The 19989-nt window shown below is 67.6% G+C and carries 19 protein-coding genes; 16 read left to right on the top strand and 3 right to left on the bottom strand.

The window, feature by feature from the left end; genetic code table 11:
• Positions 1-10: 10 nt before the first annotated feature.
• From secD to JF543_RS09385, 3 genes are all read left to right on the top strand, one after another.
• Positions 11-1738: a protein translocase subunit SecD gene (secD, locus tag JF543_RS09395; RefSeq protein ID WP_179410781.1), complete on the top strand. Its 1728-nt coding sequence runs from the start codon at positions 11-13 to the stop codon at positions 1736-1738.
• Positions 1738-2730, top strand: a complete 993-nt coding sequence (gene secF / locus JF543_RS09390; RefSeq protein ID WP_206823845.1) for a protein translocase subunit SecF — start codon at positions 1738-1740, stop codon at positions 2728-2730. The genes secD and secF overlap by 1 nt, the downstream gene beginning before the upstream one ends.
• Before the next feature lie 65 nt (positions 2731-2795).
• Positions 2796-5048 carry a RelA/SpoT family protein gene (locus JF543_RS09385; RefSeq protein WP_206549842.1) on the top strand — a complete coding sequence of 751 codons (2253 nt, stop codon included), beginning with the start codon at positions 2796-2798 and terminating at the stop codon, positions 5046-5048.
• Here JF543_RS09385 and JF543_RS09380 read toward each other — a convergent pair.
• The 3 genes from JF543_RS09380 to JF543_RS09370 all read right to left on the bottom strand — a co-directional run bounded on the left by JF543_RS09380 (position 5027) and on the right by JF543_RS09370 (position 7396).
• Positions 5027-5590 (bottom strand): SAM-dependent methyltransferase, encoded by a 564-nt coding sequence (locus JF543_RS09380; RefSeq protein WP_179410784.1) that lies wholly within the window; start codon positions 5588-5590, stop codon positions 5027-5029. The two genes, JF543_RS09385 and JF543_RS09380, sit on opposite strands and share 22 nt — an antisense overlap.
• Positions 5591-5659: 69 nt before the next feature.
• Complete coding sequence (locus JF543_RS09375) at positions 5660-6946, bottom strand: DUF349 domain-containing protein (protein WP_179411849.1); 1287 nt, start codon at positions 6944-6946, stop codon at positions 5660-5662.
• A gap of 150 nt (positions 6947-7096) precedes the next feature.
• Complete coding sequence (locus JF543_RS09370) at positions 7097-7396, bottom strand: hypothetical protein (protein WP_179410785.1); 300 nt, start codon at positions 7394-7396, stop codon at positions 7097-7099.
• Between the two features lie 107 nt (positions 7397-7503).
• Here JF543_RS09370 and JF543_RS09365 point away from each other — a divergent pair, with 107 nt between their 5' ends.
• From JF543_RS09365 to nusB, 13 genes are all read left to right on the top strand, one after another.
• Positions 7504-8835 carry a replication-associated recombination protein A gene (locus JF543_RS09365; protein ID WP_179410786.1) on the top strand — a complete coding sequence of 444 codons (1332 nt, stop codon included), beginning with the start codon at positions 7504-7506 and terminating at the stop codon, positions 8833-8835.
• 175 nt (positions 8836-9010) lie between these two features.
• Positions 9011-9640, top strand: a complete 630-nt coding sequence (gene rpsD / locus JF543_RS09360) for a 30S ribosomal protein S4 (RefSeq protein WP_179410787.1) — start codon at positions 9011-9013, stop codon at positions 9638-9640.
• A gap of 82 nt (positions 9641-9722) precedes the next feature.
• Positions 9723-9911 (top strand): hypothetical protein, encoded by a 189-nt coding sequence (locus JF543_RS09355; protein WP_179410788.1) that lies wholly within the window; start codon positions 9723-9725, stop codon positions 9909-9911.
• A 71-nt stretch (positions 9912-9982) separates the two neighbouring features.
• Positions 9983-12643 carry an alanine--tRNA ligase gene (gene alaS, locus JF543_RS09350; RefSeq protein ID WP_179410789.1) on the top strand — a complete coding sequence of 887 codons (2661 nt, stop codon included), beginning with the start codon at positions 9983-9985 and terminating at the stop codon, positions 12641-12643.
• Positions 12640-13122 carry a Holliday junction resolvase RuvX gene (ruvX, locus tag JF543_RS09345; RefSeq protein WP_179410790.1) on the top strand — a complete coding sequence of 161 codons (483 nt, stop codon included), beginning with the start codon at positions 12640-12642 and terminating at the stop codon, positions 13120-13122. Before alaS ends, ruvX begins: the two co-directional genes overlap by 4 nt.
• Positions 13115-14740 carry an endolytic transglycosylase MltG gene (mltG, locus tag JF543_RS09340; protein WP_179410791.1) on the top strand — a complete coding sequence of 542 codons (1626 nt, stop codon included), beginning with the start codon at positions 13115-13117 and terminating at the stop codon, positions 14738-14740. The genes ruvX and mltG overlap by 8 nt, the downstream gene beginning before the upstream one ends.
• Entirely contained in the window at positions 14740-15591 is an 852-nt protein-coding gene (locus JF543_RS09335; protein WP_179410792.1) for a shikimate dehydrogenase family protein, read from the top strand. The genes mltG and JF543_RS09335 overlap by 1 nt, the downstream gene beginning before the upstream one ends.
• A gap of 4 nt (positions 15592-15595) precedes the next feature.
• A complete protein-coding gene (gene aroC, locus JF543_RS09330) occupies positions 15596-16825 on the top strand; it encodes a chorismate synthase (protein ID WP_179410793.1) in 1230 nt (409 codons plus the stop codon).
• Entirely contained in the window at positions 16809-17333 is a 525-nt protein-coding gene (locus tag JF543_RS09325) for a shikimate kinase (protein WP_347401130.1), read from the top strand. The genes aroC and JF543_RS09325 overlap by 17 nt, the downstream gene beginning before the upstream one ends.
• Positions 17330-18418: a 3-dehydroquinate synthase gene (gene aroB, locus JF543_RS09320; RefSeq protein ID WP_179410794.1), complete on the top strand. Its 1089-nt coding sequence runs from the start codon at positions 17330-17332 to the stop codon at positions 18416-18418. The genes JF543_RS09325 and aroB overlap by 4 nt, the downstream gene beginning before the upstream one ends.
• Entirely contained in the window at positions 18415-18858 is a 444-nt protein-coding gene (locus JF543_RS09315; RefSeq protein WP_179410795.1) for a type II 3-dehydroquinate dehydratase, read from the top strand. The genes aroB and JF543_RS09315 overlap by 4 nt, the downstream gene beginning before the upstream one ends.
• Positions 18859-18972: 114 nt before the next feature.
• The gene (efp, locus tag JF543_RS09310; protein WP_179410796.1) at positions 18973-19536 is read left to right on the top strand and encodes an elongation factor P; all 564 of its coding nucleotides are present in this window, start codon (positions 18973-18975) and stop codon (positions 19534-19536) included.
• A 1-nt stretch (position 19537) separates the two neighbouring features.
• Positions 19538-19948 carry a transcription antitermination factor NusB gene (gene nusB, locus JF543_RS09305; RefSeq protein WP_179410797.1) on the top strand — a complete coding sequence of 137 codons (411 nt, stop codon included), beginning with the start codon at positions 19538-19540 and terminating at the stop codon, positions 19946-19948.
• Positions 19949-19989: the final 41 nt, after the last annotated feature.

The following is a 19989-nucleotide window of genomic DNA, read 5'->3' as shown; positions in this document are numbered from 1 at the left end:
GCGGAACTACGTGGCATCCTCATCTCCGACCCGTCATGCGTGGCGGGTCCTGCTCGGCCTGCTCCTGGTCACAGCGGCATTGTTCGGTATCAATGCGATCGGCGTGTACGGGTTCAAGGAGAGCTCGTGGGCTCCCGAGCTCGCCCTTGACCTGCAGGGCGGCACTCAGATCGTCCTGAGTGCGCAGACAGAGGACGGTGCCGACCCGACGCAGGAGCAGCTCGACCAGGCGGCCGCGATCATCCGTCAGCGTGTTGACGCCTCCGGCACCGCCGAGGCCGACATCACCACCGAGGGCGGCCGCAACATCGTGGTGCAGATTCCCGGTGTCGCCGATCAGGAGACCCGCGACCGCATCCAGGCGAGCGCCCAGCTGGAGTTCCGTGCCGTACTGGCCGCAACCGACGCGGCGACCGAGTTCATCGGCGAGGATGGCAACCCCACGCCGTTCCCCACGCCCGACGACTCGATGAACGCCGTGCCCACGCCGGAGCCCACCGACGGCAGTGACCCTGCATGGATGACCGAGAAGCAGATCGCAGAGCTGCAGTCGTTCGACTGCGCCGCTCCGCGCGATCACACCACGCCGCCGGCTGGAGAGCCGCTGGTCGCCTGCGACCCGACCGGGTCGGTCAAGTACCTGCTCGGCCCGAAGGAACTCGACGGCACGGTCATCGACGACGCGACGTCTGGTCGCGACCAGCGTTCGGCGAAGTGGACCGTCAACCTCGACCTCAACCGCGAGGGCACCGAGGTGTTCGGCGAGATCAGCCAGCGCCTGAACGCCAACCGCATCGCCGGCCTGAGCCCGCGCGACCAGTTCGCGTTCGTGCTCGACGGCGTGGTGATCTCGGCGCCGCAGATGCAGGCGGCGATCCTCGACGGCAACCCGAGCATCTCGGGCGACTTCACCCAGGAGAGCGCGAAGACGCTCGCCGACCAGCTGCGCTACGGCGCGCTGCCGCTGAGCTTCACCGTCGAGAGCTCCGACACCATCTCGGCGACGCTTGGCTCGCAGCAGTTGCAGATCGGGCTGATCGCCGGTCTCATCGGCCTGGGACTGGTCGCGGTGTACTCACTCATCAGCTATCGCGCACTCGGCTGGGTGATCATCGCCTCGATCGGCGTCATGGGTGTGCTCACCTACGTCATCATCAGCATCCTCGCGTGGCGCATGGGCTTCCGCCTGTCGCTGGCCGGCGTCGCGGGTCTGATCGTGTCGATCGGATTCACCGCCGACTCGTTCATCGTGTACTTCGAGCGAATACGAGACGAGCTGCGCGACGGAAAGTCGATCACCGGTGCGGTCGAAGACGGCTGGGGGCGCGCGAAGCGCACCATCTACATCTCGAAGTCGATCAACGTGCTCGCCGCCGTGGTGCTGTATGTGCTGGCCGATTCGACGGTGAAGGGCTTCGCGTTCACCCTTGGTCTGACGACGCTCATCGACGTGTTCATCTTCGTGATCTTCACGCACCCCGTCATGCAGCTGCTCGCACGCACCCGGTTCTTCGGTGGTGGGCATCGGTTGTCCGGACTCGACCCCGAGTCGCTGGGAGCTGTCTATCGTGGACGTGCTCAGTACCGGGAGGCGCGCGTCGCCAGCACCGGTCGCGCCGCTCGGAATCAGGGGGCGCGCGGTGAGGCCGAGAAGCGCCAGACCATCGCTGAGCGCAAGCGCGCCGAGGCCCTCGCAGCTCAGGGCTCGTCAAGCGCCCGAAAGGACTCCGACGACTGATGTTCTCCATGAATGAGTTGGGAAACAACCTCTACTCGGGCAAGACCTCCTTCCCGTTCGTCGCCAAGCGTCGTATCTGGTTCATCATCGCCATCGCGCTGATCATCGGGTCCGCGCTGGTGCCGCTGATCCGTCCGATCCAGTTCTCGATCGAGTTCACCGGCGGTTCGCAGTTCATGGTCTCGGCGCCGCAGTCGACCGATCAGTCGCTGGCGACGGACGCTGTGCGTGAGGTCGTTCCCGAGGCCACCACCAAGGTCGTGGTCGTGAACGGCCAGGACATCCGCGTGCAGACCTCGCAGATGAGCTCGGCTGAGACCCAGCAGGTCACCGAGCAGCTCGCGCAGGTCTACGGCGTGAACGTCGACGAGATCACCAACTCGTTCATCGGACCGGCCTGGGGTGAGAATGTCACGCGGCAGTCGCTGTGGGGCCTGGCGATCTTCCTGGCACTGACGTTCCTGATCCTCGCGATCTACTTCCGCACTTGGAAGATGTCTGCCGCCGCCATCATCGGCCTGCTGGACGTGCTCGTGATCACGATCGGTGTCTACGCGCTGGCCGGGTTCGAGATCTCGCCGGCAGCGGTGATCGGCTTCCTCACGATCCTCGCGTACTCGCTGTACGACACGACGGTGGTGTTCGACAAGATCCGTGAGAACACCACCGAGGACGCGAACCAGACGACGCGTACGTTGGGTGAATCCGTGAACCTCGCGGTGAACCAGACGCTGGTGCGCTCGATCAACACGTCGATCGTTGCGGCGCTGCCCGTAGGGGCGATCCTGTTCATCGGCTCGTTCTGGCTCGGCGCCGAGACACTTACCGACATCTCGCTCTCGATCTTCGTGGGCATCATCGTCGCGACCTACTCGACGTTGTTCGTGGCCGCGCCGCTCTACTCGCTTCTGCGCGAGAAGGAGCCGGCGATCGCCGCGCACGATGCGAAGGTGCACGAGGCACGCGAGCGCTCGGTGGCCTCTGGGGCTTGAGCCTCCCTCGCTCAGCGGTAGGGGCGAACGCGCGTAGGATGTTCTGATCGGGACAGGAGCAGCAGATGGTCGATTCACCGGCGCCGTCGCAGGGATCGAGCCTGCGTCGCCTTGTGCCGCGCATCTTCTCTCGTGCCCCCCGTGTCAATGACCTCGACAACCTGATCCGCACGGTTCGGGCAAATCACCCTCGGGGTGATCTGCCGATCATCGAGCGTGCGTACCGGGTGGCACGCGACAAGCACGCCGGGCAGTTGCGTCAGAGTGGTGAGCCCTACATCACGCATCCGCTCGCGGTCGCACAGATCCTGGCCGAGCTGGGGCTGGGACCGCGGGCCATCGCGGCCGCGCTGCTGCACGACACGGTCGAAGACACCGGCTACGCACTGGCCGAGCTGACCGAAGAGTTCGGCGACGAAGTCGCGATGCTCGTCGACGGGGTCACCAAGCTCGACAAGGTCAAGTACGGCGAGAGCGCGCAGGCCGAGACGGTCCGCAAGATGATCGTGGCGATGTCGAAAGACATCCGGGTGCTGCTGATCAAGCTCGCCGACCGCCTGCACAACGCCCGTACCTGGGGCTTCGTGCCGCCCGAGAAGTCTGCGCGCAAGGCGAAAGAGACCCTCGAGATCTACGCGCCGCTGGCGCATCGGCTCGGAATCCAGACGATCAAGTCCGAGCTGGAAGACCTCTCGTTCGCCGTTCTGCACCCGAAGATCTACGCCGAGATCAACAGCCTGATCGCGCAGCGCACACCACAGCGCGAGAAGTACCTGCAGAGCGTCATCGAGTCGATCGATGAAGACCTGCGCGAGCTCCGCATCCGCGGCAAGGTCGTCGGCCGGCCGAAGCAGCTGTACTCCGTGTATCAGAAGATGGTCATCCGCGGGCGCGAGTTCGACGACATCTACGATCTCATCGGCATCCGCGTACTCGTCGGTTCCGTCCGCGACTGCTACGCCGTGCTCGGCGCGATCCACGCGCGCTGGACGCCGCTGCCCGGACGTTTCAAGGACTACATCGCGACGCCGAAGTTCAACCTGTACCAGTCGCTGCACACCACAGTGATCGGGCCGTCCGGCCGAACCGTTGAGATCCAGATCCGCACGCATGAGATGCATCAGCAGGCGGAGTTCGGCGTTGCCGCGCACTGGATGTACAAGGAACGTGTCAACGGCGGCAAGGTCGACTCGCGCGTGCCCGATACGGACATGGCCTGGCTCGCCCACATCTCGGACTGGCAGGCGGAAACCGCCGACCCGACCGAGTTCCTCGACTCGCTGCGCTTCGAGATCGGCGCGAAAGAGGTCTACGTCTTCACCCCCAAGGGGCGCGTCATCGGCTTGCCGGCTGGTGCCACACCGGTCGATTTCGCCTATGCGGTGCACACTGAGATCGGGCACCGCACGATGGGAGCCAAGGTTAACGGCAGGTTGATGCCGCTGGAGACCGAGCTCAAGAGCGGAGACGTCGTCGAGGTTTTCACCTCGAAGAACCCGGATGCAGGGCCCAGCCAAGATTGGCTCGGTTTCGTCAAGAGCACCCGCGCGCGCAACAAGATCCGCGGCTGGTTCACCAAGGAACGACGCGAAGAGGCGATCGAGCAGGGCAAGGAGTCCATCGCCCGGGCGATGCGCAAGCAGAACCTGCCCCTGCAACGTCTGATGAGCCAGGAGTCCTTCACGCAGGTCGCGCACCAACTGCGCTACGAAGACGTGTCGGCGTTGTACGCGGCCGTCGGCGAGGGGCACGTCTCGACGCAGTCCGTGATCGAGAAGGTCACCGCGCTGGTCACGGTCGAGGAGGACACCAGCACAGGTGCCATCGAGTTGCCCGGCCAGGCCCCCGTCCGTGAGGGCAAGGGCGGCGACTCGGGCATCCTGGTGCGCGGCGACTCCGACATCCTCGTCAAGCTCGCCCGCTGCTGCACCCCGGTGCCCGGCGATCCGATCGTGGGCTTCGTCACCCGTGGCAGCGGCGTCTCGGTGCACCGGCAGGACTGTGTCAACGTGAAGTCCCTCGGAGACGACCCCGACCGGTTCGTCGAGGTCGAGTGGGCCCCCACCACCAAGAGCGTGTTCCGGGTGCAGATCCAGGTCGAGGCCCTCGATCGTTCGGCGTTGTTGTCGGACGTCACACGCGTGCTCAGCGAGCACCACGTGAACATCCTGTCGGCGACGGTCACCACCACCGACGAACGCCTCGCGCTGAGCCGCTTCGTGTTCGAGATGGGTGACTCCGTACACCTGGACCGCGTGCTCAATGCCGTCCGGCGGATCGACGCGGTGTACGACGTCTACCGCGTCACAACCTCCTGATCCGCCAGCATCCGCGCGAGGAGCTGCTTCGCCGCGCGGATACCGGGACGACGGCTGATCGGTTCGACGTGCGCACGCAGCTCGCCGTCGAGCCGGGGGAGCGCACTCAGCAGGCCCCGTAGCCAACGGTCGTCGCCGCCCGTGCACGCCAGTTCGAACAGCAGGGTCGTCGCGGTGCACAGTGGTGTCGTGACGGCAACGCCGCCGATGAGCTGCACATCGTTGGCGTCGAGTCGGTGCTCGTGGTAGACGATGCGTGTCGATGAGTATGTGCGCGGCCGCGACCGGTTGATGCGCGTCGCATGGTGCACGCGGGGCGGTTGGTCGCTCGCGCCGTGAACCCACGCAGCCGAATGTCCGCTCGCCGCGGTTCTCGGCGGGAGCAGGTCGGCGATGCTCACGGCACGATCAGCGGCGCTCTCGACTGTGTCGACCGGCATGAATCCTTCGCCGACCTCGATGACGTGGCCGTCCAGTCGTGCCGCGGACAGCTCCGGCAGCGAGAGAGGCTGGCCGGGACGGTAGAAGAGCGCTGAGTGCACGTCAAAGAGTATGAGCCGTGTCACCCCGCGATGGGGCGACACGGCTCATACTGTGGATAACCGCGGTGCTCAGCCGCCGAGCGCGCTCAGCCAGGCGCGACGTGCCGAGAGCGCCTCTTCTGCCTGCTTGATCGCCTTCTTGTCGCCGGACTTCTCTGCGGCGGCGAGCTCGGACTCAAGCTTCTCGATGGCCTCGACCAGCTGCGAGCTCATGTCGTTCGCACGCGCCTTGGTCTCGGGGTTGTTCTTCTTCCAGTCAACGTCCTCGCGCGACTTGAGAGCCTGCTCGATCGAACGCATCCGGTCGTCGAGCGCGCGCTCCTTGTCGCGCGGGAAGATGCGACCCACCTCGTCCCACTCGCGCTGGATGCGGGTGAGCAGGGCGCGTGCGCGCTTCAGGTTCGGCTCGTCGGCGACACCCTTCGCCTCGACGAGCAGAGCCTCGCGGGCCTCGATCTTCGGCGCGGAATCCGCCTCTTCAGCCGCTGCCTGCTCGGCGCGCGCCGCGTAGAGTGCGTCGCCGGCGGCCTTGAACTTCGCCCACAGGGCGTCGTCGGCCTTGCGTCCGGCGCGTCCCACCGTCTTCCACTCGTCGAGGAGGTTGCGGTAGGAGGGGATGCCGTCGACGCCACGGGGCGCGAGCGCTTCGGCGCGTTCGATCAGTCGGGACTTCGCGTCGCGTGCTGCGCGGTGCACGTCGTCGAGCTCGGCGAAGAAGACGCGCCGGGCCTTGTCGACCGTCGAACGGGCGGTGCGGAACCGCTTCCAGAGCTGCTGTGCGACTCCCTTGGGAAGGCGCGGACCGTTCTGCTGGTGCGCCTGCCAGGCGTCGAACAGCTCGGTCATCTCGGCAGTGACCTGCTTCCACTGCACCTTGCTCAGGTCACGGGCGGCAATCTGCTCGGCCTTCTCGACGATCGTCGTGCGCTCGGCGATGGCTGCGTCGAGCGCCTCTTTGGCGGCTGCCGCCTCCTTCGCCGTGGCCTCGGCCAGCGACTCGATCAGCGTCTCGATGCGGGCGCGGAGACCGACGAGGTCACCGACGGCAGCCGCGTCAGCGGCCTCGCCCTGCAGATGCGTGGCCTGCTTGGTCAGATCGGATGCCGAAGCACCGCCGCCCTGGGCGCGTGTCTCGAGGGTGCCGAGCTTGACGGCGAGGTCGTCGTACTTGCGTACGTAGTAGGCGAGCGCCTCATCGGCCGTGCCGTCGGGGTACTGGCCGACGGCACGCCACGAGTCGCCTTCGCGAACCTCGACGGTGCCGTCATCGGTGACACGGCCCCACTGCGCGGCATCCGCATTCACGGGCGCCGCCGGTGCGGGCGCGGCAGCCGGGGCGGCAGCGGCGGTCGGCATGGGCCGACGCGGCGGAGCAGGAACCGGGGGACCCGGAACGGGAGGGGTGGGCTTGGCGGCGTTGTCGTCAGACACGGTGTTCTCCTTGCGCAGGTATCCCGCGGGAGTGGGAAAGGACGAGAGCCAGCCTAGTTCACTCGCCGCCCCGGTTCACTCGTCCGTGCTCTGCTCGGGCGTGGGGGTCGGCGTGGGGGATGCCGGAGTGGTCGCAGCGGGCGACGGTGTCGTGCTGGGATCGGCGGGTGCGGGCGTCGCCGACATGCCCAGAAGGGTCTGGCTCACGATGGCGCCCGCGACGATCAGGGTGCCTGCGCTGACGGCGATGAGGTTGTCGCGATGCTTACGGCGCAGCAGTTTCTCGTGCCATGCCGTGCGGGCCGCGTAGAGTCGCGCCCGTTCGGCCTCGGTGCGAGCGCGCTGCTGCGCTCCGCGGGAACCGCGTGCCGCCATCGTCGTTCTCCTCTGCTCATCACTCGGAGGATCGTGCGCGACCCGTCCGACCCTGCGAGCCTACCGTCGGCGCGCCCGCGTGTCGGTCGCGCCAGTAGCCTGGACGTATGACCTCCGCAGCCTCCCTGATGTCGGGCCAGACACCGCTCGCGGTGCGTATGCGCCCGACGTCTCTCGACGAGGTAGCCGGTCAGCAGCATCTGCTCCGGCCCGGCTCGCCGATCGTGGCACTGGCCGACCCCGAGGCCAGCGCGCCGGGCGCGGTATCGATCATCCTCTGGGGGCCGCCCGGCACGGGCAAGACCACTCTCGCTCAGGCCATCGCCCGGTCATCAGGGCGACGGTTCGTCGAGTTGTCGGCGATCACCGCGGGCGTGAAGGACGTTCGCGAGGTGATGCAAGAGGCGATCACTCAGCGCGACCTTTATGGGCAGACCACGATCCTCTTCCTGGACGAGATCCACCGTTTCACAAAGGCTCAACAGGATGCCCTGCTGCCTGGCGTCGAGAACGGCTGGGTGATCCTGATCGCGGCCACGACCGAGAACCCGTCGTTCTCGGTGATCTCTCCGTTGCTGTCGCGTTCGCTCCTGCTCACGCTGCAGCCGCTGACCGATGACGACATCGGCGTTCTGGTCGACCGTGCCGTCACAGACGCCCGAGGGCTCGCTGGACGCGTGCGGCTCACCGATGAGGCCCGCGCGGCGCTGATCCGTCTCGCCTCGGGTGATGGGCGTCGTGCGCTCACCGGCCTGGAGGCCGCTGCGGCCGTCGCACTGTCGAGAGCCGATGCGGATGCCTCCGCCGACGTCACGGATGAGGACGTCTCGCAGGCGGTCGACCGCGCGCTGCTGCGCTACGACCGGCAGGGCGACGAGCACTATGACGTCATCAGCGCGTTCATCAAGTCGATCCGCGGATCGGATGCGGATGCCGCCGTGCACTACCTCGCCCGGATGATCGAAGCGGGGGAGGACCCCCGGTTCATCGCTCGTCGCCTGGTGATCTCGGCGGCGGAGGACATCGGGCTCGCCGACCCGCAGGCGCTGGTCATCGCCACCGCTGCTGCGGACGCCGTGGCATTCATCGGGATGCCCGAGGGGCGCATCCCATTGGCCGAGGCCACCATCTATCTCGCGACGACGGCCAAATCGAATGCCGCCTACCTTGCCATCAACCAGGCGATCGCCGACGTGCGCGCTGGCGGATTCGGCCGCGTGCCGATTCATTTGCGTGACGCGCACTACGCCGGGGCGAAGCGACTCGGCCATGGCAAGGGGTATCGCTACCCGCATGACAACGAGGCGGGAATCGTTCCGCAGCAGTACTTGCCGGACGACCTGGACGGACGCCGCTACTACCAGCCGAAGCCGCTTGGCGCAGAGCGCGACGTCGCAGCACGTCTGGAGCGCATCCGTCGTATTCTCGGCGATCGCTGATCCGGCGGTCACCGATGGCCGATCTGATAGCATGGATCGGCTCGAAACCGAGTTTTCGGGCATCCCTCCGCTCATACCCACCGATCAGGCGCCCCGGCGTGCGCCTGCCGGCAGAGCGCAGGAGATACGCCCGTGAGACGTGAAAGACGCGTCCACGTAACGGAAGGAATGCTTCGTGGTTACGAAGTCCCAGGACCGCCGCAAGGTCCGTCTCAGCCGCGCGCTGGGAATCCCGCTCACCCCGAAGGCCGCCCGCTACCTCGAGAAGCGTCCCTACGCTCCCGGCGAGCACGGCCGCACCAAGCGCAAGGCTGACAGCGACTACGCCGTCCGTCTGCGTGAGAAGCAGCGTCTGCGCGAGCAGTACGGCATCCGCGAGAAGCAGCTGCGCATCGCCTTCAACGAGGCCCGCCGCAAGGACGGCCTGACCGGTGAGAACCTCGTCGAGCTGCTCGAGATGCGTCTGGACGCCCTCGTGCTGCGTGCCGGCTTCGCCCGCACCACGGCGCAGGCGCGCCAGCTGGTCGTGCACCGTCACATCCTCGTCGACGGTCAGCTCGTCGACCGCCCGTCGTTCCGCGTGAAGCCGGGTCAGCTCATCCACGTCAAGGCCAAGAGCGAGGGCCTCGAGCCCTTCCAGGTCGCAGCCGCCGGCGGTCACGCCGACGTCCTGCCGCCCGTTCCCGGCTACCTCGAGGTCGAGCTCGACAAGCTGCAGGCGAAGCTCGTTCGTCGTCCGAAGCGCGCTGAGGTCCCCGTGACCTGTGAAGTGCAGCTGGTCGTCGAGTACTACGCGGCTCGCTGATCTGAGGCAGGCTTCCGCCTGTTGATGACGCATCCGAGAGGCGTCGGGGATTCCCCGGCGCCTCTCGTCGTAGGATGGCGTAATGAAGAATCTGCTGTGGTTCCTGATCGGTGTGATCGGCGGGTTCGTCGCCGCCCACTTCATGAACAAGGACCCGCGCGGTCAGGAGATCTTCGGCGAGATCGACGCGCGTCTGTCGCAGTTCACCGCCATTCTCGGTGACGCCTACCGCCAGCAGGACGCCCGTCTGTCGGACCCTGCCGACGACTGACACCGACGACTGATACCCGCATCGCCCCTCGCCGCTCCGCGGCACTGCACGCAAGGACAGCAACCAACGCCATGAAATCTGCGGAGATCGCGCAGCGCTACCTCGACTACTTCGAGAAGAACGACCACGTCATCGTCCCGTCCGCGTCATTGGTCAGCGATGACCCGACGCTGCTGTTCACGGTCGCCGGTATGGTGCCGTTCATCCCCTACCTCACCGGGGTTGTGCCATCGCCGCACCCGCGGATCGCCGACCTGCAGAAGTGCATCCGCACCAACGACATCGAAGAGGTGGGCAAGACCGCCCGCCACGGCACCTTCTTCCAGATGCTGGGCAACTGGTCGTTCGGCGACTACTTCAAAGAGGGCGCGATCCGCTACGCATGGGAGCTGCTGACCTCGTCCGAGTCCGATGGCGGGCTCGGGTTCGATGAGAAGGATCTCTGGGTCACCGTCTATGAGACCGACGACGAGGCAGAGTCCATCTGGCGCGACGTCATCGGACTGAAGCCCGAACGTATCCAGCGCCTGGGGCGCGCCGACAACTACTGGCACACCGGCCAGCCCGGCCCCGGCGGTCCGGACTCCGAGATCTTCTTCGACCGCGGGCCCGCATACGGCAAGGATGGCGGCCCCGCCGCCGATGACTCTCGGTTCCTGGAGATCTGGAACCTCGTGTTCATGCAGGACTTCATCCAGAACCTGCGCAGCGGCACCGAGTTCGACATCGTCGGAGAGCTGCCCAAGAAGAACATCGACACCGGCATGGGGCTTGAGCGCGTCGCCTTCCTCAAGCAGGGCGTCGAGAACATGTATGAGACCGATCAGGTGCGTCCGGTGCTCGACCGCGCGGTCGAACTGTCGGGTCGCCGCTACGGTGCGGCCCACGAGGATGACGTGCGCTTCCGCGTGATCGCGGATCACGTGCGTTCGTCGCTGATGCTGCTCTCCGACGGCGTACGCCCGTCCAACGAGGGCCGTGGGTACATCCTGCGCAGGCTGATGCGCCGCACCGTGCGCGCGATGCGTCTGCTGGGTGTCGACGCTCCGAGCTTCCCCGAGCTGTTCTCGGCGTCGCGGGACGCCATGAAGTCGGCCTACCCGGTACTGGAGACCGAGTGGGCGACGCTGTCGTCCGCCGCGTACGCCGAGGAAGAGACGTTCCGCCGTACCCTGGCGCAGGGCTCGACGATCCTCGATCTCGCACTGACCGACACCAAGAAGGCCGGCGGCTCCACCCTGAGCGGGTCCGAGGCGTTCCTGCTGCACGACACCTACGGCTTCCCGATCGATCTCACTCTCGAGGTCGCTGAAGAGGCTGGCCTGCAGGTCGACCGCGGCGCCTTCGACTCGCTGATGCAGCAGCAGCGCGAGCGCGCCAAGGCCGACGCCCGTGGTCGCAAGAGCCAGCTGGCCGACCTGTCGATCTATCGTGACTTCCGTGCGCTCGGCGAGACCGGCTTCCTCGGCTATACCGATCTGCAAGCGGACTCGCGCGTGCTCGGCATCATCGTCGACGGCCAGACCGTCACCAGCGCGTCCGAGGGCGACGTCGCCGAGGTGATCCTCGCCGAGACGACGCTCTACGCCGAGTCCGGCGGCCAGGTCGCTGACAAGGGAACGATCGTCGGCACCGGTTTCGAGCTCGACGTGCTCGATGTGCAGCGGCCGGTGCCCGGCCTGATCAGCCACACCGTGCATGTGGCATCCGGGTCTGTCGCGATCGACGACCGTGCCACCACCGTGGTCGATGGTGCGAACCGTCGTGCCGCGCGTCAGGCGCACTCGGCCACCCACCTGGTGCACGCGGCGCTGCGCGACACGCTCGGCAAGACCGCCACGCAGGCGGGGTCGCTCAACCGTGCCGGTTACATGCGTTTCGACTTCGCGTGGTCGCAACCGCTGTCGACCGACACGCGCAGTGAGATCGAGGAGATCGTGAGCCGCGCCGTCGACGACGCACTCGAGGTCACGACCCGTGTCGTCTCGCTGGATGAGGCCAAGGAAGCCGGCGCAATGGCACTGTTCGGTGAGAAGTACGGTGACGTCGTGCGCATGGTCGACATCGGCGGCCCGTGGTCGCGCGAGCTCTGCGCTGGAACGCACGTGTCGAGCAGCTCCGAGATCGGTCTGGTGAGCCTCGTCGGTGAATCCTCGATCGGTGCGTCCAACCGCCGAATCGAAGCACTGGTCGGCCAGGACGCATTCCGTGAGCTGGCCGCCGAGCGCACCGTCGTGTCGCAGCTGACCGCGGCGCTGAAGTCGCCCCGCGACCAGCTCGCGGCGCGCATCGAGGAGCTGCAGGCGAACCTCAAGGCTGCTGAGAAGCGCATCGCGCAGTTCGAGGCGAAGGAACGCGAGGGGCGTGTGCCGGCTCTGGCCGAGGCCGCGCGGAACGTGGGTGCGTACCGGGTCGCATCCGCGTCGCTGGGTGAGGTCGGCTCGGCCGACGACGTGCGCACGCTCGCGTTGAGCGTGCGCGAGCGCCTGGGGTCGGATGCTGCTGTCGTGGCTTTCGGCGGAGTCGCCGGTGGTCGCCCGATCGTGGTCATCGCGACGAATGAGGCGGCGCGCGCCGCAGGTGCCAAGGCCGGCGCTCTCGTGCGCATCGCAGCCGGAACGCTGGGCGGTGGCGGCGGCGGCAAGGACGACGTTGCGCAGGGCGGTGGCACCGACGCGTCGGCACTGGAAGCCGCGCTGGACGCGGTGGTGGCGACCCTGGCGGACGCGTGAGCGGTTTCCGTCGCGGGGTGCGCCTCGGTATCGACGTGGGCAGAGCCCGCGTTGGCGTGTCGCGGTGCGACCCGGACGGAATGCTCGCGGTGCCTGTTGAGACCGTGCCCCGCTCGGAGACGTCGGTGGCGAGGATCGCTCAGCTTGCTGACGAGTGGGAGCCGCTCGAGATCGTCGTGGGCCTGCCCGTCAACATGCGGGGCGAGGAGACGCCGTCGACGACGGATGCCCGTGAGTTCGCTGCCCTGTTGCTCACCAGCACCGGTCGACCGGTACGGATGGTCGACGAGCGATTGAGCACGGTCAGCGCGCACACCGCGCTGCGGTCCTCCGGTCGTTCGCAGAAGAACTCTCGTAGCATTGTCGATCAGGTCGCCGCGGTCGTACTGCTGCAGCACGCGGTCGACACCGAGAAGAGCACCGGTCGCCCCGCCGGTGTGTTGGTCGAGACCCCCGAGGAGTCATCGCACGATGTCTGACCCGGACGCACGGAACAATGGCGCTCCGAACGATCTGTTCGGCAATCTTCCGACGGCATCGTCGCCTTTGCCGGGGAACTCGGAGCGCGATGCGCCCGCTCCAGGTTCGCGTCGTGCGATCCGCGAGGCTGCCGCTCGCGAGGCGGCAGCGCGTGAAGCCGCTGCCCGAGGCGCCGCTACTCGGGACGCTGCGGCCCAGGAGGCGACCCGGCGAGGGGTATCCGCTTCGGGGTCGCGCACCGCTCCCGAGCCCGCCCCGTCGCCGGCATCCGAGTCGGCTCCGCAAACAGCTGAGGTGCCGCGCCGTCGGTCATCCCACGTCGCATTGGAGCGGGGCGACGACACCGCCGCGGCGACGCACCCCCTGCCGCTCTGGGAGAGCGATGCCCCGCGTGTCGATGCTGCGGATCCCGTGCCCGCAGACCCCACCACTGACGCACCGACATCGACAGAATCGGACGAAGAAGCCGACGCCCCCCACCTGCACGAGCTGTTCGCGCCAGAACAGCACCGTGACGTGCCGAAGAAGCGTCGCGGGCGCGGGTGTCTGATCGGTCTGATCATCATGCTCGTGATCCTCGGCGGCGCCGTCGCCGGTGGCTTCGCCATCTGGGGTCAGTACGGCGACCGGATCAGCGACATGATGGGCTGGGGTGAGCCGAAGGACTACGAGGCGGGTATCGCCACCGGCGAGGCGCTGGTGACGATCAAGCAGGGTGACACCGGCGAGCCGGTTTCGATCGCCCTCTATGAGGCCGGCGTCACCAAGACCAGTAGCGTCTTCTACGACTACCTCATCGACGAGGGCAAGGCCGTGACCTTCTACCCCGGCGTCTACGCGCTGCAGCAGAAGATGACCGCGGCTGCAGCGCTCGAGGCGCTGCAGAACCCCGAGAACCGCATGGAGAACACCGTGCGAGTCGCCGAGGGCGGCACAGTGCGGTCGACGCTGCCGCAGATCGTCGACGGCGTCGGCATCCCGCTGGAGGACCTGCAGGCGGCCGTGGCCGACCCCGGTGCGTACGGCGTGGCGGCCGACACGCTCGAGGGTTGGTTGTTCCCGGCGGTCTACACGTTCGATCCCGACGTCACCGCGAAGGGCGTCATCGAGGCGATGGTCGCCCGAACGCAGCAGTCCCTTGACGAGGTCGGAGTCTCAGCTGACGACGCCCAGAAGGTGCTGACGACCGCGTCGATCATCCAGCGCGAAGGTCACACCGCAGACTTCGACAAGGTGTCGCGCGTGATCGCCAACCGTCTCGACCCCGCCAACGACGAGACCCACGGACTGCTGCAGATGGACTCGACGGCGCAGTACGGCTATGGACTGAACCACGACGGCCCGGTCGCATCGTGGCCATGGGAGTCGGTGGTCGGTGACGACAACCCGTGGAACACTTACGTGCACCCGGGACTGCCCGCATCGCCGATCGCGAACCCCAGCCACGCGGCGATCGAGGCGGCGGCCAATCCGGCCGATGGCCCGTGGTTCTACTTCGTCACCGTGAATCTCGACACGGGTGAGACCGTCTTCTCGGCGACCTACGCCGAGCAGCAGGCGGCCGAGGCCCAGTACCGCAAGTGGTGCGAAGAGAACCCCGACGGCGGATGCTACTGATGAACCCTTCCGAGCCGGAGGCGGACGCCCCTGCGCGCACCGAACTCGCCGTGTGGGGGGACCCGATTGGCCACAGCCGTTCGCCGGCGTTGCATTCGACGGCATACGGCTTGCTGGGGCTGGACTGGCACTACGGCCGTCGCCGAGTGGATGAGCGGTCCTTTGGCGATGCGCTGAGCGGACTCGACGACTCCTGGCGCGGGCTCTCGCTGACCATGCCCCTCAAGGAGGTCGCACACGCGCGTGCTGATGAGCACGACCGCCATGCGGCGCTGACCGGCGCTGTCAACACACTGCTGCTCGGCTCGACGCTGCGCGGCTTCAACACCGACGTCGGCGGCATCGTCGATGCCTTCGCGCACGCCGGTGTGACACGTATCGATCGCGCACGAATCCTCGGCGCAGGGTCGACGGCGGCATCCGCGCTCGTCGCCCTCCACGATCTCGGTGCGACACGCGTCGATGTGCGCGCCCGTCGCCCCGAAGCGGCCGGACGGCTTCGTGAGATCGCGAGCGCGCTGGGCATCGCGCTCAGCGTCCAGGGCTTCGAGCATGCGGCATCCGACGTGGATGCGACCGTGGCCACCCTGCCCAGCGGAACCGTGCTCGATACGGACGTCGTCACTCCGCTCGCGGCCGTTGGCGGCGCCCTGTTCGAGGCCGCATACGCGCCGTGGCCGTCGGCTCTGGCAGCCCAGTGGCCCGGCGCGAACGTCATCTCGGGCTTCGAGATGCTGCTTTACCAGGCGGTGCGGCAGATCCGGATCTTCCGTTACGGGTCGCAGGAGCACCTTCTGCCGGATGAGGACGTCATAGTGGCGGCCATGCGGTCTCGCGCCATGGAAGACTAGAGCAATGCTCCGCGTGCTCACGGCCGGCGAATCCCACGGCCCCGAACTCATCGCCATCATGGAGGGTCTGCCCTCCGGTGTGACCATCACGGCCGACGCGATCCAGGCCGACCTGCAGCGCCGAAAGCTCGGCTATGGGCGCGGTTCGCGCATGAAGTTCGAGCAGGATGAACTCACGATCTCCAGCGGCGTCGTGCACGGTCGCACGCTCGGCAGCCCCATCGCCCTGCGCATCGGCAACACCGAGTGGCCGAAGTGGACCGAGGTGATGAACCCGGCACCGACCGAGCTCACCGACCGTTCGCGGGGCAGGGGAGCGGCGCTGACCCGCCCGCGCCCCGGGCACGCCGACCTCGTCGGCATGCAGAAGTACGACTTCGACGAGGCACGCCCCATCCTCGAGCGCGCGAGTGCCCGAGAGACCGCGGCACGCGTCGCGCTCGGGGCTCTCGCACGGGCGTTCCTCTCCGAGCTGGGCATCCGCCTGGTCAGCCACACGCTCTCGATCGGCCCCGTACAGGTGCCCGACGGGGCGGCATTGCCCACCCCCGACGACGTCGATGCGCTGGACGCCGACCCGCTGCGCTGCTTCGATGCGGCCACCTCGGCGCTCATGGTGGCCGAGGTCGATGCCGCGAAGAAGGACGGCGACACCCTCGGCGGCATCGTTGAGGTGCTCGCCTACGGTCTTCCCCCTGGGGTCGGATCGCACGTGCACTGGGACCGTCGACTGGACGGCCGCCTTGCACAGGCGCTGATGAGCATCCAGGCGATCAAGGGCGTCGAGGTCGGCGACGGCTTCGAGACGACCCGCCGTCGGGGCTCGGCCGCTCACGACGAACTGTTCACTGCCGAGGATGGCATCACCCGGGCATCCGACCGCGCCGGTGGAACCGAGGGCGGAATGACGACCGGTACAGTGCTGCGCATCCGCGCGGGCATGAAGCCGATCGCGACGGTACCGCGCGCGCTGCGCACCATCGACGTGACCTCGGGTGAGAGCGCCACGGCGCATCACCAGCGCTCCGATGTGTGCGCTGTTCCCGCCGCCGGTGTCGTCGCCGAGGCGATGGTCGCCATCGAGCTGGTGAACTCGTTGCTGGAGAAGTTCGGCGGCGACAGCGTCGGCGAGACGCGTCGCAACATCGAGTCGTACCTCGCGGCGATCCCCGAGGCGCTGCGCACGGCGCCCGCCTCGGAGGCGGCGCTGCTCGCGCATGATGAGCACGCCTGAGCATCCGCTGACGCTCGTCCTGGTCGGTCCGATGGCCGCGGGCAAGACCAGCGTGGGCCGCAAGGTGGCCCGGCTGCTCGACGTGCCGTTCATCGACACCGACAAACGCGTCGCCGCGGAGCACGGGCCGATTCCGCAGATCTTCGCTGAGCAGGGCGAGGCGCACTTCCGCGCCCTGGAACGCTCGGCCGTCGCCCAGGCGGTCGCCGAGGGCGGGGTGATCTCACTCGGCGGGGGAGCGGTGACCGATTCCGACACCCGGGCACTTCTCGCGCGGCACCCGGTCGTCTTCCTCACCGTCACAGAGGACGCCGTCGCGCAGCGACTGGGCGGATCGAGCCGCCCGCTCCTGTCCGGCGAAGACGACCCGCTCACCCGCTGGCGGACCATCTTCGAACAGCGCCGCGGCTGGTACGACGAGGTCGCCGACCTGACTATCGACACATCGCGGCGTCCGATGCGGATGATCGCAGAAGAGATCGCAGCCTGGAGGACAGAGCAGCCATGACCACGACCACCATCAGCGTCACCGGCCAGAGCCCGTACGACATCACCGTGGGACGCGGCATCCTCGACGCCGTTCCCGCCGCACTTGCGCCCACCGTGCGCAAGGTGCTGATCGTGCACCCGCCGACGCTCGCGGTGCGCGCCGCCGAGCTGCGCGACCGTGTGCTCGCCGACACCACCGACGGCGCGCGCGAGGTGCTGCTGGCCGAGATCCCCGACGCCGAACAGGGCAAGCGCATCGAGGTGGCGGCGTTCTGCTGGCAGGTCATGGGTCAGGCCGACTTCACGCGTACAGACGCCGTGATCGGCTTCGGGGGCGGCGCCGTCACGGACGTGGCGGGCTTCGTCGCTGCGACGTGGTTGCGCGGCGTGCAGGTCGTGCACGTCCCCACGACGGTGCTCGGCCTCGTCGATGCCTCGGTCGGCGGGAAGACCGGTGTGAACACCGCCGAGGGCAAGAACCTCGTCGGCGCGTTCTGGGCTCCCAGTGCTGTGATCGGCGACCTGGACGAACTGAACAGCCTGAGCGCCAACGAGGCGACCGCCGGTTACGCCGAGGTCGTCAAGGCGGGCTTCATCTGGGCTCCCGAGATCCTCGACATCATCGAGGCTGACCCGGCACGCGCGATCGACACGACGACCGATGAGTTCCGTCGCACGATCGAACTGGCGATCGACATGAAGGCGAAGGTGGTCTCCGACGACTTCCGCGAAGCGGGCCTGCGCGAGATCCTCAACTACGGCCACACCCTCGGCCACGCCATCGAGCACTCCGAGCGCTACCAGTGGCGGCACGGCGCCGCGATCTCGATCGGCATGATGTACGCCGCCGAGCTCTCGCGACTGGCAGGGCGCCTGTCGGATGCCGGTGCTGATCGGCACCGTGCCGTGCTCGAGTCGTTGGGGCTGCCCACCACGTACCGTGCCGGTGCCTGGCAGCAGCTGCTGGCGACCATGCAACGCGACAAGAAGGCCCGCGGCGGGATGCTGCGGTTCATCCTGCTCGACGACATCGCGAAGCCGACCGTCGTGCAGGCGCCCGATGAGTCACTGATGTTCGCGGCGTATCAAGAGGTCGCCGGATGAGCACCGCGCGTCGGCTGCTGTTGGTGAACGGACCGAACCTCAACCTGCTCGGCACGCGCGAGCCCGACGTGTACGGCACGGCGACGCTCGCCGATGTCGAACACCTGACGGCCCGCGCCGCCGAGAGACTCGGGTACGAGGTGCGCGCCGTGCAGAGCAACCACGAGGGCGTGCTGATCGATGCGATCCACGCCGCCCGCGAGGATTGCGTGGGCGTCGTGATCAACCCGGGAGGGCTCACGCACACGTCTGTCGCCCTGCGCGATGCTCTCACCGGCATCGACCTGCCCTTCGCCGAAGTGCACATCTCGGACGTGTACGCCCGGGAGTCCTTCCGCCACTTCTCGTACCTCGATGACGTCGCCACCGTGCGGGTCGTCGGCCGAGGGGTGGACGGGTACGCCGAAGCGGTGCGTGAGCTCGTCGCCGCACTGCCGTAGTGCGCCGTCGCCTCTGAAACGTCGGTCGCGGGCATCCGTTAGAATCGATGCTCGGCCACTTTCTGCGCGCAACCGCGCCGGCCACCTGACTTCTACACGAACGGACCCGCACGCATGGCATCCACTGCAGACATCAAGAACGGCGTCGTCATCAAGATCGACGGACAGCTCTGGAGCGTCGTGGAGTTCCAGCACGTCAAGCCCGGCAAGGGCGGCGCCTTCGTCCGCACCAAGCTGAAGAACGTCGTGACGGGCAAGTCGGTCGACAAGACCTACAACGCCGGCACGAAGATCGACATCGAGAACGTCGACCGTCGTGACTTCACCTACCTGTACACCGACGGCGACGGCTTCGTGTTCATGGACGTCGAGGACTACGACCAGCTCACCGTCTCGGCCGCGATCGTCGGCGACGCCAAGAACTACATGCTCGAGAACCAGCAGGTGCAGATCGCCCTGCACGATGGCAACCCGCTTTACATCGAGCTGCCCGCCTCGGTCGTGCTCGAGGTCACCTACACCGAGCCCGGTCTGCAGGGCGACCGCTCGTCGGCCGGCACCAAGCCCGCGACTCTCGAGACCGGCTACGAGATCCAGGTCCCGCTGTTCCTCGAGACCGGCACCAAGGTCAAGGTCGACACCCGCTCGGGCGACTACCTCGGCCGCGTCAACGACTGAGTTGAGCGCCCGTACCAAGGCGCGCAAGCGCGCCCTCGATATCCTGTTCTCCTCCGACGTTCGTGGCGAGGAGGTCTCGGTCGTGCTCGCCGCCGCCGCCAAGCGCGCGGCGAACGAGCCCGCACGCGAGGCCTCGTGGTTGTACGCCCGCGATATCGTCGACGGCATCATCGACAACCGCGAAGAGATCGACGAGCACATCACGACGCACAGTCGCGATTGGAAGCTCGAGCGGATGCCCGCCGTCGACCGCGCCCTGCTACGCATCGGCACCTGGGAGATCGTCTACAACGACGAGGTCCCCACCGCCGTCGCGATCGATGAGGCCGTCGAACTCGCCAAGGAGCTCTCGACCGAGGACTCCGGCGCGTTCGTGCACGGCGTCCTCGCCCGAATCGCGCGCTCGATCTGACCCCGCGGCCCGGCGATGTCGGTGGGCCGCGCCAGGATGCT

Source organism: Microbacterium esteraromaticum (genome assembly GCF_017303215.1).
GTDB lineage: Bacteria > Actinomycetota > Actinomycetes > Actinomycetales > Microbacteriaceae > Microbacterium > Microbacterium esteraromaticum_C.
This window is presented reverse-complemented; position numbering and strand designations above follow the sequence as displayed.